Raw genomic sequence first — 13,450 nt, 5'->3', positions numbered from 1 at the left:
CTTAGTTGCTGGCGGTTTTCATCGGCTGGTCAGGTTTTTTGTCATTCCCGGCGATAAACGGGCTCCACGGCTGAGCGCGTACCGGCTGTTCGGTTTGCCAGACGACATTGAACTGGCCGTTGCCTTCGATTTCACCAATCATGACGGGCTTATGCAGGTGGTGGTTGGTGGCATCCATGGTCAGCGTAAAGCCGGACGGCGCGTTGAACGACTGGCCCGCCATTGCCGAGCGCACTTTGTCCACGTCGGTTGTCCCCGCTTTTTCAACCGCCTGCGCCCACATATGCAGGCCGACATAGGTCGCTTCCATCGGATCGTTGGTGACGACGGTATCGGCATTCGGCAGCTTATGGGCTTTCGCGTAGGCTTTGTAGGCCGCGACAAAAGTCTGGTTGGTCGGGTTATCGACGGATTCAAAGTAGTTCCACGCCGCCAGGTTACCCACCAGCGGTTTGGTATCAATGCCGCGCAGTTCTTCCTCGCCCACCGAGAACGCCACCACCGGCACGTCCGTGGCTTTCAGCCCCTGGTTCGCCAGCTCTTTATAGAAAGGCACGTTGGAATCACCGTTGATGGTGGAGACCACCGCCGTTTTACCGCCCGCGGAGAATTTCTTGATACTGGCGACGATGGTCTGGTAATCGCTATGACCAAACGGGGTGTAGACCTCTTCAATATCTTTATCTTCCACGCCTTTCGAGTGCAGGAAGGCGCGCAGGATCTTGTTCGTGGTGCGCGGGTAAACGTAGTCCGTTCCCAGCAGGAAGAAGCGTTTCGCGCTGCCGCCGTCCTCGCTCATCAGGTACTCCACCGCCGGGATCGCCTGCTGGTTAGGCGCCGCGCCGGTATAGAAGACGTTAGGTGACATCTCTTCACCTTCATACTGCACCGGATAGAACAGCAAACCGTTCAGCTCCTCAAAAACCGGCAGAACTGATTTACGCGATACGGAGGTCCAGCAGCCAAACACCACGGCGACCTTATCCTGGCTCAGAAGCTGGCGGGCCTTTTCGGCAAACAGCGGCCAGTTGGATGCCGGGTCAACCACCACCGGCTCCAGCTTTTTCCCGAGCACGCCGCCTTTGGCGTTGATTTCGTCGATGGTCATCAGGGCGACATCTTTCAGGGGCGTTTCTGAAATGGCCATCGTGCCGGAGAGTGAGTGCATGATCCCGACTTTAATGGTCTCTGCGGCCTGGACGCCAAAACTGACCCCCATGGCGACCACGGAGGCGGACAAGGCGAACGCTTTTATAAAGGTACGACGGTGCATATTTTCACTCCTGAAAAAGAAAGCTGTGCGAAGACGTCCGTTACCGCCCGGACGCAGAAAAAGTAACGTCAGTTTCAGGAGAGCAAAAAGGGTGCCAGGTTGCAGAGGCAGGATTTAAACGGGTTCGAAGAGAGGATCTACGGGAAACGACTCAGAATGGTACAGCGCTGCACTGTAATAATGCAGCGCTGTGAACGATGTTACCAGACGTCGCTGGCGATTTGCGTCACCAGGCGAACTTTATCCCACTGCTGGGCTTCGCTCAGGCTGTTACCCTCTTCCGTGGAGGCAAATCCGCACTGTGGGCTGAGGCAAATCTGCTCTTTCGCCACGTAGCGCGCGGCCTCTTCCAGACGCACTTTCACCCCTTCCGGGTTCTCCAGTTCACCGTGCTTGGTGGTGATTAGCCCCAGAACCACCTGCTGTTTACCCGGGCGCACAAAACGCAGTGGCGCAAAGTCGCCGCTACGGTCGTTGTCGTACTCCAGGAAGAACGCGTCGACGTTCACCGTACCGAACAGCACCTCCGCCACCGGCTCATAGCCGCCTTCGGAAATCCAGGTTGAGCGGAAGTTGCCGCGGCAAACGTGTAGCCCAATGGTCAGATCGTCCGGTTTGCCCTCCAGCGCCTTATTCAGCACCCGGGCATAGGTTCGGGCAAGTTCGTCTGCATCATCACCGCGCTCGCGGATCTGCCGGCGCTGGTCTTCTGAACAAAGGTAGGCCCAGACGGTATCATCCAGTTGCAGATAGCGGCAGCCTGCATCGTAAAAGGCCCGAATGGCATCGCGCCAGGTGGTCGCCAGATCGTCAAAATAATCTTTCAGATCCGGGTAGACTGTGGCATCAATATCCTTGCGGCCACCGCGGAAGTGCAGCACGCTCGGGCTCGGAATAGTCATCTTCGGCTGTGCGTTACCGCTGATGCTTTTGAGGTAGCGGAAATCTTCCAGCATAGGATGATCGCCGAAGCCCAGTTTGCCCGTTACGCGCACGCCATGGGCTTTGGTCTGCACCCCGTTGAACTGAATGCCCTGCTGCGAATCATAACGCTCTACGCCCTGTAGCCCGTCAAAGAAGTCAAAGTGCCACCAGGCGCGGCGGAATTCACCGTCCGTTACCACATGCAGACCGCAGGCGCACTGCTGCTCGACAACATGGCGAATGGCCTCGTCCTCAACCGCGCGAAGCTGACCGGCATCGATCTCACCGCTGGCAAATTGCAGACGGGCCTGTTTAACAGAATCCGGGCGTAAAAAACTGCCGACTACATCGGCGCGGTACGGGGCATGGTGTCGCTGCATGGAAATCTCCTCTGTCTGTCGGCGTTAATTGCCCACAGTGATAATTCATCTCTTGAATCTTTAGACTTCTGGATGTCTAAACGTCCTGAAAAGATGTCATACCGGCTCGCCGCCGACAAACGAGAAAATTTCATCTGTGTTGAAATAAATTCATGTTCACAGGGCGGGTGATGAAGATCCTGCAAACGCGAACCGCTCATCTTCCCAGCCGGTGATGCCCCCGAGCATAATCTTGACCGGCAGACCCAGACGCGCCAGCTTCAGCGCCGCCCTGTCCGCCCCGTTGCAGTGCGGGCCTGCACAATAGACGACAAACAGCGTGCCCTCTGGCCACGCTTTCATCCGCTCGGCGGTGATCTGGCTCCAGGGTAAATGCAGCGCGCCGGGCAGATGCCGCCGGGCAAAATGTTCAGGTTTTCCGACAACGTGCAGCAGAACAAAGTCCTGCTCACCGCTGGATACCGCGTGATGGACATCGGCGCAGTCCGTCTCGACGCTCAGACGACGCAGGAAATGCCCCACGGCTTCCTGCGGCTCAGCAGCCGGAAATTCAGTAACATAGCTCATGAATCTTCCTCATTTGTGGTGTTTGTGTTAACACTACTTTATCCCTTAATTCAGCCCATGAATGCGTCCGCCTATGCCAGAAAACAGCAAAAAGATGACAAACTTAAGACATCCCTCGCCGCGCGCGGTCGTGCTGGCATATGACGGTTTATGTACCTTTGAGTTTGGCGTGGCGGTAGAAATCTTTGGCTTGCCGCGCCCGGAGATGGGCGATGACTGGTATCAGTTCGCCGTGGCGAGCGTGGATGACGGCGAACTTCGGGCAACGGGCGGGATCCGTATTCTGGCCGATGGCGATCTGGGTCTGCTGGAAACGGCGGATCTGGTTGTCGTACCCGGCTGGCGAGGGCTGGACGAACCCGTACCCGACGCGCTCTGCCAGGCGCTCCGCGCGGCGCATGCCCGCGGCTGCCAGCTACTCTCAATCTGTTCTGGCGTTTTCGTTCTGGCAGCCTCAGGCCTGCTTGACGGGCGGAAGGCAACCACCCACTGGCGCTACACGCAAGCTCTGAAAGCACGCTATCCCGCTATCACCGTGGTTGAGGATGTGCTGTACCAGGACGAAGGCGATATTCTCACTTCCGCAGGCAGCGCCGCGGGGATTGATCTGTGCCTGCACGTGGTGCGCCGGAATTACGGTATTGAAGCGGCAAACCGCGTGGCGCGTCGGCTGGTGATCCCGCCCCATCGGGACGGCTCGCAAACCCAGCAGCTTAGCCGACCGGTGGCTCAGTTGCGGGAGAGCCAGCGCCTGGGCCAGCTGTTTGATTATCTTCACCAGCATCTGGCCGTTTCCCATACCGTCGAATCGCTGGCCCTGCGGGTGGGTATGAGTCAGCGCACCTTTCTGCGCCGTTTCCAGGACGCGACCGGAACAACGCCCGCGCGCTGGTTATTAACTGCGCGATTGCAGCGGGCAAAAGATTATCTCGAAAACAGTCGGCTCAGCATCGACAATATTGCGGAACAAACCGGATTTGGACAAAGCGGCACGCTGCGCCACCATTTCCGGCAGCAATTTGCGCTTTCGCCCGCGCAATATCGCAAACAATTTTCACAGCCGGTACGATAAACGGGCAAAAAAAAACCGCCATAATCTGGCGGTAAATGCTTGCATGGATAGATTTGTATTTTGGTATCTACGCTCCGGTATTCCATACCGGGATGTGGATCATCTGCAATCTACCACTGTGAGCCTCAACGAAGCATAAACGAATCGATTAACCCGCTTTGGTATTAATTTGCAGATAACGCATCAGCCCCTGCTCTGCACTCTGGCGGGCATCATCATTAATCGCTTCGAGATAAAACGCACGAGAGACCCCATACGGCGCCTGCTCGGATGGATAAACGGCGAACTGGAAGGTTTTGCCCCTCGCCTTATTGGTACAGCCCAGCTCCCAGCGATCTTCACTTACCTGGGTGCTATTACATTCGACACGGCCGTAATCGCTGGTTAAATACGATCCGACACGGCTTTTTGCTGACTGAATATATTCTGGTTCTTCATTTGAATAGATGCTGGCCGCAGCACCCACCGCAACCACTACGCCCAGAAGTGATAGCACGATTATTTTTTTCATTTATTCGATCCAATCCTTAGCCAGAAAAATCTTATTGTAAATGATTTCCCAATAAATCTAGCTTCTCTTTGCATACCAGAAATGGGAGTTTACAACGGCGATATTGCTTTTAAGAATAGTCTTAAGTGAGTTTTATTGCGACCACAATTTTTGACAGTCTATTTTCTCAAATTTAAACAGTCGAATAATTACTCTATGAAATTATCCCTACGATGACCGTAGCGTATTTTCAGGGGATAAAGGATGTTCAGAAAAGAATTTTCGCTACTGCTGGTGATTAGCGCCCTGTTCTCAGGGCAGATTATGGCGGAGCACAAAGGGCATGAATTTGTGTATGTGAAAAACGCCGACCATCAGCTTCGTCATGAAGCTGACAGCGACGAGTTACGCAGCGCGGCTGAGGAGTCTGCGGAGGGGTTGCGCGAGCACCATGCCTGGCAGAAATCGCGCAAACCGGATACCCACTCTGCGGGTTAGCTGCCTTTACGCTTCGGCAGGGTCTTCATCAAATCGTCAGGGCTGACGGAGGCCACAATGCTTCCCGGCGGCGGCATTTTGAAGATGTGATTCTTCATCTTGCCGATAACGTGCATTTCACACGGACGGCAGTCAAACTTCAGCGTCAGCACTTCATCGCCATTCACCAGCTGCATCGGCGTCGCTTTCCAGCTTTTAATATTGCCTTTCGCCTGTTTCGGACAAAGGTTAAAGGCAAACCGCAGGCAGTGTTTGGTGATCATCACCGGCACATCGCCCTTCTCTTCATGCGCTTCATACGCGGCGTCAATCAGCTGCACGCCGTGACGATGGTAAAACGCACGCGCTTTGTGGTTGTAAACGTTCGCGAGGAACGAGAGATGCGTGTCCGGGTAGACCGGCGCAGGCACCGTTTCGGCCTTACGGCTGCCGCGCGGATAGTTTGCCAGCCGTGCTTCATCCAGCATCTCTGCCGTTTCACGGCGGAACTGGTTCAGCAGGCTGTTCGGCACGAACAGCGCGTCCGGCAGATTCACCTCAATATTGCGCGCGTAATAAATGGTCTGCCCCAGCTTCGCCACGCCATCCTTGAGGTTGCTAAGCGCTTTCTCCGCATTGTTCGCCACCTCGAACAGGCCGTCGAGCGAATGCGTCACGCTGATGCCGTCTTCGCAGGTCATGGTCAGGATCAGTTGCTCTTCCCAGCCACCCAGCGCGATATCCACCGCAATGCGGCGCTCGCTGGAGGTCTTGAGCAAGGCCTGCTGCCAGTTGTGATCCAGGTTACGGTTAAGCGCCGCATTAGGACGGGCTTTGTAGAGATCGGCAGGCATTTCGTTCGGCCAGACGCGATAGCGATTTTCGCCGGTTTTCTCCACCGTATTGGCACGGAAACCCACCACTTCACGTTTGATCATCACGTTGAGACCATCGCCATTCGCCAGCGGCTCTGTAACCTGAACGTCAAGATGATCTTTCGCCACTTTCAGCACTTCACCCACCGGCAGGCCGATAAACTTCGGTGAATCGAACGCGCCAATATCCCCTTTACGGGCATTCACGAAATAGTCCGTGCTGCCGCGGTGGAAGGTCTTGTCCGTCGACGGAATAAAGAAATGCTCTGTACGACCGGCGGACGCGCGCGCCAGGTCACCGCGATCGTCGATGATGGCATCCAGCATCTGACGATAATGGGCGGTGATATTTTTCACGTAGCTCATGTCCTTGTAGCGCCCTTCAATTTTGAAGGAGCGTACACCGGCATCGATCAGCGCGCCGAGGTTGGCCGTCTGATCGTTATCTTTCATCGACAGCAGGTGTTTTTCGAATGCCACCACGCGGCCCTGATCGTCTTTCAGGGTATACGGCAGACGGCAGGCCTGAGAGCAGTCGCCCCGGTTAGCGCTGCGCCCCGTCTGGGCGTGAGAGATATTACACTGCCCGGAATACGCCACACACAGCGCACCGTGGATAAAGAATTCAATGGTCGCGTCGGTCGCCTGGTGGATATCGCGGATCTGGTTCAGGTTCAGCTCGCGCGCCAGAACAATCTGCGTAAACCCGACGTCCGAAAGAAACTTCGCCTTCTCAACGGTGCGGATATCGCACTGGGTGCTGGCGTGCAGCTCAATCGGCGGGATATCCAGTTCCAGAACGCCCATATCCTGAACGATCAGGGCGTCAACGCCGGTCTGGTAGAGATCGGTAATAAGACGCTGCGCGGGCTCAAGCTCATCATCATGAAGAATGGTGTTCAGGGTCACGAACACCTTCGCCCCGAAACGGTGGGCGAACGGGACCAGCTCGGCAATGTCGCGCAGGCTGTTGCTGGCGTTATGACGGGCACCGAAGCCAGGGCCGCCAATGTAGACGGCATCTGCTCCGTGAAGAATGGCTTCACGGGCAATGGCGGCGTCGCGGGCCGGGCTTAGCAGTTCAAGATGATGGGAGTGCAGGCGCATACTTCGTCGTTATCCGTTATGGTCAAAATGGCGGCTATTGTAGTCAGAAGTCTGTGCCAGTGAAACCGTTTTGCGACGCTTTAGCGGGGATAATGGATCAGAGAGTGAAAATGCACCGTCCGGGCGCTGCTGTTGCGGTACGCGTGCGGTTTATCGCCGGCAAAACGCACGCCGGAATCAGCGTATAGCGTGCGCCAGACACCGTCAATCTGCATGTCCAGCTCACCGCTTATCACCACCACGTGCTCGATCACCCCGGCTTCGTGCGGCGTGGACTCACTCAGTGCGCCGGGCGACAGGGTGATGGAGAAATGGTCGAACTTAAGCTGTTCATCCCAGGGGAAAAGCGGTTTCACCACCATCGCCTGCTGCTGCGGATCGAACACCGCCTGCGGTTCGCTTTCTGGAGTGATAAACGCCGAAAAAGGTACGTTCAGCCCGGTGGCGATTTTCCACAAGGTAGAGACCGTCGGGCTGGACTCATTGCGTTCGATTTGCCCAAGCATCGCTTTCGACACGCCCGTCTCTTCCGCCAGTTTCGACAGGCTCCAGCCCCGCGCCTGACGCAGCGCTTTCAGTGTGGTTGCCAGGTGTTGAGTGATATCCATAGTTCCTCCCGTTGCGGCAAAGCATACCACTTGTACGCTATAGCGCACAGTGATACCTTATCCCGGACGTTATAACGCACAACGGAGTTTCCATGCGATCGACTGCCTCTCTCTTTCCTGCCGTGCTGGCCGGTTTTGTTGCCGTGCTGGTGGGCTATGCCAGCTCTGCCGCCATTATCTGGCAGGCGGCTGCGGCGGCTGGCGCCAGTACACAGCAAATCGCCGGATGGATGACCGCGCTGGGGCTCGGGATGGGGATCAGCACGCTGGCATTGTCGTGGTGGTATAAAGCCCCCGTGCTGACCGCCTGGTCGACTCCCGGCGCGGCGCTGCTCGCCACCAGCCTGCAAGGCGTGACGCTGGCGGAAACCAGCGGGGTATTTATATTCGCGAATGCGCTGATTCTGCTGTGCGGCGTCACCGGCCTGTTTGCCCGGTTGATGAAACTAATCCCGCACTCGCTTGCCGCCGCTATGCTGGCGGGCGTGCTGTTACAGTTTGGCCTGAAGGCATTCAGCAATCTTGAGGGACACATTTTTCTTTGCGGCAGTATGCTGGCCGCCTGGCTGGTGACCAAAGCCGTCGCGCCCCGCTACGCCATTGTCGCCACGCTGCTGGTGGGCGTGTTCGTGGCCTGGGCCGGAGGTGACGTTGTCACGGACAGGATGACGTTATCGGTCATCATGCCGGAATTCATTGCCCCTGCGTTCACCATCACCAGCCTGATCAGTATCGGCTTACCCTTCTTCCTGGTGACCATGGCGTCGCAGAATGCGCCCGGCTTCGCCACCATGCAGGCATCGGGCTATCCGCTGGCGGTCTCACCGCTGATCGTTGCCACCGGCGGGCTGGCGCTGCTGTTATCCCCCTTCGGCGTTTATTCTATATGCATCGCCGCCATCACTGCCGCCATCTGCCAGAGCCCGGACGCCCATCCGGATGCCAGTAAACGCTGGCTGGCCGCGGCGGCGGCAGGCGGGTTTTATCTGCTGGCGGGGGTGTTCGGCGGGTCGATTTCCGGGCTGATGGCCGCCCTGCCGCTGAGCGGCATCCAGACGCTGGCCGGGCTGGCCCTGCTCGGCACTATCAGCGGCAGCTTGTATCAGGCACTGAACCATGAAGCAGAGCGCGACGCGGCGATCGTTACCTTCCTGATGACCGCCAGCGGCGTCACGCTCCTGGGAATTGGCTCCGCCTTCTGGGGGCTGGTGCTGGGTGGGATCTGTTACGCCGTCTTCTCACGCCTTCGCCGCGCGTAGCTGTGACGGCGTGATGCCGGTCATACTGCGAAAACGGTTACTGAAATGGCTGGCGGAGTTAAATCCGCAGGCCAGCGCGATGTCGGTGAGCGGCGTGGTCGTGTGCTGCACCAGCGCTTTGGCCTTCTCCATGCGGCGCTGCATGACATACTGATGCGGCGCCAGCCCCATCGACTGGCGGAACATCCGCGCAAAGTGATACTCACTGAGTGCGGCCTGGCCCGCCAGTTCCGCCAGGGTTAAGGGTTGTGCCAGGTTTTCCTCGATAAAGGCCAGCACGTTGCGCAGTACAAACGGTGATAACCCGCCGGTCACTACCGGCAGCTTCCACTGTACGCTGGAATAGTGCTGGACCAAATGCGTCAGCAATAAGGTCGACGCGGTGCTCAGGGTGAGCTGATTGGCGTTTTGCTGCCAGTCGCAGCCGAGCAAAAACTGGCGATAAAGGGCGGTGATTTTCGGATCGCTGCCGAAGATTTTTTCCTCGAGCGTCAGCGATAGCGGTCGTTTATCCCAGATTTTCTCCCCCACGTCCCGCAGGTGTTCATCGGTGCAGTAGAGGTGCACAAACGACAGGTCGTCACGAATATCCCACGTGGATTCGCTCTCTTCCGGCATCAGACAAAAACGGTCCGGCCCGCCACCATTTTTCCAGCCACCCGGCGTTTTTTGATAGCTTTCATAGCCATCCGCCACGTACAGGCTAAGGGTGTGATGGTTGCTTTTCACCGTGATCGTGTCGTGCTTGTTGTACCACGCCGCCAGTTGAATGCCAGTATTGAGCGCGACGGTTTCCCGCAGCACTGCATTTTGTTGGCGTAACGTTTCAAAGGTGTCGTAAACGAGAGACATGGCCGTAAACAGGTGATTAATCAGACTGTCAGTCTAAGAAGTGTTGCAGCCTGTTACCAGCCATTGTGCGAGAAAAAAGCGCAAGAATTTGCAAGTCCGGCGCAAGGCGATGAAAGACGGCCCCCCCTTCTTTCGCCACACTGTTGTTTTTCGCGGTATGAGAAGAGAGACACCATGAACGCATTACTCTATGGGCTGGTCGTTGTGATCTGGGGCACGACCTGGATCGCCATTTTTTTACAACAGGGGCCGGTTGCAGCGCCGGTCTCCATTTTCTGGCGCTTCGCCGTGGCCAGCGCCACGATGATGATCGTCCTGGTCGCCCTTCGCCGCCTGCGCAGGCTGGCGCTGCGGGATCATCTCTATTGCATGCTTCAGGGCTGCTGCGTTTTCTGTTTCAACTTCTGGTGCTTTTACACCGCCGCCGCCCATATCAATACCGGCCTTGAGTCGGTGATTTTCTCGATGGCCGTGCTGTATAACGCCATCAACAGCTTTATCTTCTTCGGCCAGCGCCCACCCGCACGCTTCTGGACGGCGGCAGCGCTGGGGCTTATCGGGATCATTACCCTTTTCTGGAACGATCTGCTCGCCAGCGGCTGGAGCGCGTCGTTGCTTACGGGCATCGGGCTTTCCGCCCTCGGCACCTACGGCTTCTCGCTGGGGAATATGATCAGCATGCGTCATCAGCGAAACGGGCTGGAAACTATGACCACCAACGCCTGGGCGATGCTGTACGGCACCGTCGTGATGGGCCTTATCGCGCTCTTCAGGGGCGATAGCTTTATGCCGGAATGGACGGTGAGCTATATGGGGGCGCTGCTCTATCTTGCGCTGTTTGGCTCGGTGATTGCCTTCGGCGCCTACTTTACGCTGGTAGGCCGCATTGGTCCCGGTAAAGCCGCGTACAGCACCCTGCTGTTCCCGCTGGTGGCGCTCTCGATTTCAACGGTGTACGAGGGTTACGTGTGGCATCTCAACGGGATCGTCGGCCTGCTGTTGATACTGGGCGGGAATATGGTGATGTTTACGAAGCCAGAAACCTGGTTCCGCCGCCTGCGGACGGCATAAAAAAACGGCCTGCGAAAATGCAGGCCATTTTTTATTAATTTGCTGTCTGATGAACATCAAACATGGTGGCATCCGTCGCCATATCATCCACAACCTGCTTCAGGGTGCCGAAGCCCATTGGCGTATTCTCGTTCGCCAGCTCTTTCCCTTCACCCTTACGAACAACCTTAATCACTGGTTTGTTCGTGGCCGCATCGATTAACTCACCTTCGAAGAACAGATGCGTATCCATGGTACGATGGCCCGTTGCCATCTGCGTACCCGCAACCAGCAGCGCCACAGGCACCACTTCATAGAACTGCAAACCTTCTTTGTCTGAGCTCACACCCGTGATGGCGCCGCGGAAGATCAGGCTATGTTTGCCCGGCGTCGTCACAATCGGCTTACGCTGGCCAATCGCGGTTTTCAGTTTGGTATTGGTATAATTCAACAGCTCATCAAGCGTTTTTTGCCCAAGCTGAGTGGTCGGTTTTGGCGTCGGATAATAGGTTATCGGCGTCCAGATAATGCTGTCGTAATTCGCCTCATTATAGGACGGGTCAACCCAACGCAGGGTTGGCTTCCCGGTTGCAGATTTCATCTCCTGCAAGCCGGAGTAATCTTTTAAAAAGCCTGAATATTGATCGGGGGCTGCGACTTTTGACGCACAGCCGGAAAGGGCCAACAGACCAGAAAGCACTGCAACTTTAAAAAAAGTGTGAGTACGCATGATGGTATTCCATGTTATCTGCAAGTATGCACTTGAAGTTATAACAAAAAACCGGGCGATGTGTTGTGGCAAAAAATGACGAAGACAGCACAAATAGCGAAAAAACTGCCCGAACGAAACCGGGCAGTGAAAAATTACTCCTTAAGGTCCACTTGCCAGAACAGGTGCTTGCCGAAGGGATCGATTTCATAGCCCGTGACCTCTTTACGGACTGGCTCAAAAATCGTCGAGTGGGCAATCATTACCGCCGGCATTTGATCGTGCATCATCTGCTGCGCCTGCTTGTACAGCGCCACGCGTTTTTCGCGATCGGTTATCGATTTAGCTTCGGCAATCAGGTTATCAAACGACTTATAGCACCATTTGGCCGAGTTCGACCCGCCGTTGGCGGACGTACAGGTAAACAGCGGGCCGAAGAAGTTATCCGGATCGCCCGTCGCCGTTGTCCAGCCCATCAGTGCGGCCTGATGCTCCCCGCCCTTCACGCGCTTCAGGTATTCGCCCCATTCGTAGGTCACGATTTTGGTCTGCACGCCCACTTTCGCCCAGTCCGCCTGGATCATCTCCGCCATACGCTTCGCGTTCGGGTTATACGGCCGCTGCACAGGCATGGCCCACAGATCGATGTTTACGCCGTTGGCAAATCCCGCCTCCTTTAGCAGCGCTTTCGCTTTTTCTGGATCGTAATCGTAGTCTTTCAGCTCGCTGTCGGCACTCCAGACGCCAGGCGGCAGCAGGTTTTTCGCCGCCGTGCCGGTGCCGTGGAACACCGCCTCAATGATGGCGGGTTTGTTAATCGCCATCGCCAGCGCCTGGCGCACTTTTACGTTATCCAGCGGTGGCTTTTGCGTGTTAAACGCCAGGAAACCGGTATTCAGACCGGCCTTGCTCATCAGGTTGATGTCTTTGTTAGCCTTCATACGCGGCAGGTCCGCCGGGTTCGGGAACGGCATCACCTGGCACTCATTCTTCTCGACTTTGGCAAAACGCACCGAGGCGTCCGGCGTGATGGTGAACACCAGACGATCCAGCTTCGATTTTCCCTGCCAGTAGTCAGGGAAAGCGGTGAAGAGGATGCGGGAATCCTTCTGATATTGCGCCAGCTTAAACGGCCCGGTGCCAATCGGCTGCATATCGACCTTTTCTGGCGTGCCCGCTTTCAGCATGGCATCGGCATACTCCGCCGACAGAATGGAGGCAAAGTACCACGCCAGATCAGCGACAAACGGCGCTTCCGGATGCGCCAGGGTGAAGCGCACGGTGCGATCGTCAACTTTATCAATGGCGGTAATCAGGCTGCCGAACTCCAGACTTTCGAAGTTGGAATAACTGCCGTTGGAGACGTTATGGTAGGGATGATTCACATCCTTCTGGCGCATAAACGAAAAAATCACGTCGTCCGCGTTGAAGTCGCGCGTCGGCGTGAACAGCTTATTACTGTGGAATTTCACCCCCTTGCGCAGGTGGAAGGTATAGATCTTGCCATCGTCGCTTACCTCCCAGCTTTCCGCCAGGCTCGGCACCAGTTCGGTAGTGCCCGGTTTGAAATCGACCAGACGGTTATAAACCGGTACGGCGCTGGCGTCCACGCTGGTCCCCGACGTATAGAGCTGAGGATTGAAATTTTCCGGCGATCCTTCGGAGCAATACACCAGCGTTTTTGCCGCGACGGTGGAACTGACCGTCAGCGCAGCAAGCGCCAGCGTTATCATTGTGAATGTGCTTTTCATCATTTATTCCTGTCTTTTTAATTCGACGGCTAATTACTTCTTTTGCCATTTCATAA

13 protein-coding genes are annotated in these 13,450 nt (G+C 56.2%); 4 read left to right on the top strand and 9 right to left on the bottom strand.

The window, feature by feature from the left end; all coding sequences use genetic code 11:
• Position 1 precedes the first annotated feature (1 nt).
• The 3 genes from urtA to ACQG0T_RS11340 form a co-directional block, all read right to left on the bottom strand.
• Complete coding sequence (urtA, locus tag ACQG0T_RS11350) at positions 2–1,273, bottom strand: urea ABC transporter substrate-binding protein (RefSeq protein ID WP_252051033.1); 1,272 nt, start codon at positions 1,271–1,273, stop codon at positions 2–4.
• Positions 1,274–1,473: 200 nt separating this feature from the next.
• A complete protein-coding gene (locus tag ACQG0T_RS11345) occupies positions 1,474–2,577 on the bottom strand; it encodes a cobalamin-independent methionine synthase II family protein (RefSeq protein ID WP_252051032.1) in 1,104 nt (367 codons plus the stop codon).
• A gap of 156 nt (positions 2,578–2,733) precedes the next feature.
• A complete protein-coding gene (locus ACQG0T_RS11340; protein ID WP_017383989.1) occupies positions 2,734–3,144 on the bottom strand; it encodes a rhodanese-like domain-containing protein in 411 nt (136 codons plus the stop codon).
• A gap of 73 nt (positions 3,145–3,217) precedes the next feature.
• Between ACQG0T_RS11340 and ftrA the strand changes: the two genes are divergently transcribed.
• Entirely contained in the window at positions 3,218–4,216 is a 999-nt protein-coding gene (gene ftrA, locus ACQG0T_RS11335) for a transcriptional regulator FtrA (RefSeq protein WP_058686392.1), read from the top strand.
• Positions 4,217–4,364: 148 nt separating this feature from the next.
• Here ftrA and ACQG0T_RS11330 read toward each other — a convergent pair whose 3' ends face one another.
• Positions 4,365–4,727, bottom strand: a complete 363-nt coding sequence (locus ACQG0T_RS11330; protein ID WP_015570547.1) for a hypothetical protein — start codon at positions 4,725–4,727, stop codon at positions 4,365–4,367.
• A gap of 243 nt (positions 4,728–4,970) precedes the next feature.
• Here ACQG0T_RS11330 and ACQG0T_RS11325 point away from each other — a divergent pair, with 243 nt between their 5' ends.
• Complete coding sequence (locus tag ACQG0T_RS11325; RefSeq protein WP_015570548.1) at positions 4,971–5,204, top strand: DUF2554 family protein; 234 nt, start codon at positions 4,971–4,973, stop codon at positions 5,202–5,204.
• On the opposite strand, the gene ACQG0T_RS11320 is transcribed toward ACQG0T_RS11325, so the two are convergent.
• Together ACQG0T_RS11320 and ACQG0T_RS11315 are read right to left on the bottom strand one after the other, a co-directional pair.
• On the bottom strand, positions 5,201–7,165 hold the full coding sequence (locus ACQG0T_RS11320) for a peptidase U32 family protein (RefSeq protein ID WP_058686393.1): 1,965 nt from the start codon (positions 7,163–7,165) through the stop codon (positions 5,201–5,203). The two genes, ACQG0T_RS11325 and ACQG0T_RS11320, sit on opposite strands and share 4 nt — an antisense overlap.
• Before the next feature lie 80 nt (positions 7,166–7,245).
• The gene (locus tag ACQG0T_RS11315) at positions 7,246–7,773 is read right to left on the bottom strand and encodes a helix-turn-helix domain-containing protein (RefSeq protein ID WP_015570550.1); all 528 of its coding nucleotides are present in this window, start codon (positions 7,771–7,773) and stop codon (positions 7,246–7,248) included.
• Positions 7,774–7,865: 92 nt separating this feature from the next.
• Here ACQG0T_RS11315 and ACQG0T_RS11310 point away from each other — a divergent pair, with 92 nt between their 5' ends.
• Positions 7,866–9,032, top strand: coding sequence for a benzoate/H(+) symporter BenE family transporter (locus tag ACQG0T_RS11310; protein WP_271040804.1), 1,167 nt, complete (start codon positions 7,866–7,868; stop codon positions 9,030–9,032).
• On the opposite strand, the gene ACQG0T_RS11305 is transcribed toward ACQG0T_RS11310, so the two are convergent.
• Positions 9,012–9,884: a helix-turn-helix domain-containing protein gene (locus ACQG0T_RS11305; protein WP_006810606.1), complete on the bottom strand. Its 873-nt coding sequence runs from the start codon at positions 9,882–9,884 to the stop codon at positions 9,012–9,014. The genes ACQG0T_RS11310 and ACQG0T_RS11305 overlap by 21 nt on opposite strands.
• A 174-nt stretch (positions 9,885–10,058) precedes the next feature.
• Between ACQG0T_RS11305 and ACQG0T_RS11300 the strand changes: the two genes are divergently transcribed.
• On the top strand, positions 10,059–10,955 hold the full coding sequence (locus ACQG0T_RS11300; protein ID WP_023303719.1) for a DMT family transporter: 897 nt from the start codon (positions 10,059–10,061) through the stop codon (positions 10,953–10,955).
• Between the two features lie 34 nt (positions 10,956–10,989).
• Here ACQG0T_RS11300 and ACQG0T_RS11295 read toward each other — a convergent pair whose 3' ends face one another.
• Both ACQG0T_RS11295 and ACQG0T_RS11290 read right to left on the bottom strand, forming a co-directional pair.
• The gene (locus ACQG0T_RS11295) at positions 10,990–11,664 is read right to left on the bottom strand and encodes a DUF3313 domain-containing protein (protein WP_003857221.1); all 675 of its coding nucleotides are present in this window, start codon (positions 11,662–11,664) and stop codon (positions 10,990–10,992) included.
• Between the two features lie 134 nt (positions 11,665–11,798).
• Positions 11,799–13,394: an ABC transporter substrate-binding protein gene (locus ACQG0T_RS11290; protein ID WP_023303717.1), complete on the bottom strand. Its 1,596-nt coding sequence runs from the start codon at positions 13,392–13,394 to the stop codon at positions 11,799–11,801.
• Positions 13,395–13,450: the final 56 nt, after the last annotated feature.

It is taken from the genome of Enterobacter cloacae complex sp. 302F9 (assembly GCF_050030335.1).
Taxonomy (GTDB): domain Bacteria; phylum Pseudomonadota; class Gammaproteobacteria; order Enterobacterales; family Enterobacteriaceae; genus Enterobacter; species Enterobacter hormaechei_C.
Note: the sequence above shows the minus strand (reverse complement) of the source record. Positions and strands in the feature narration are given on the sequence as shown.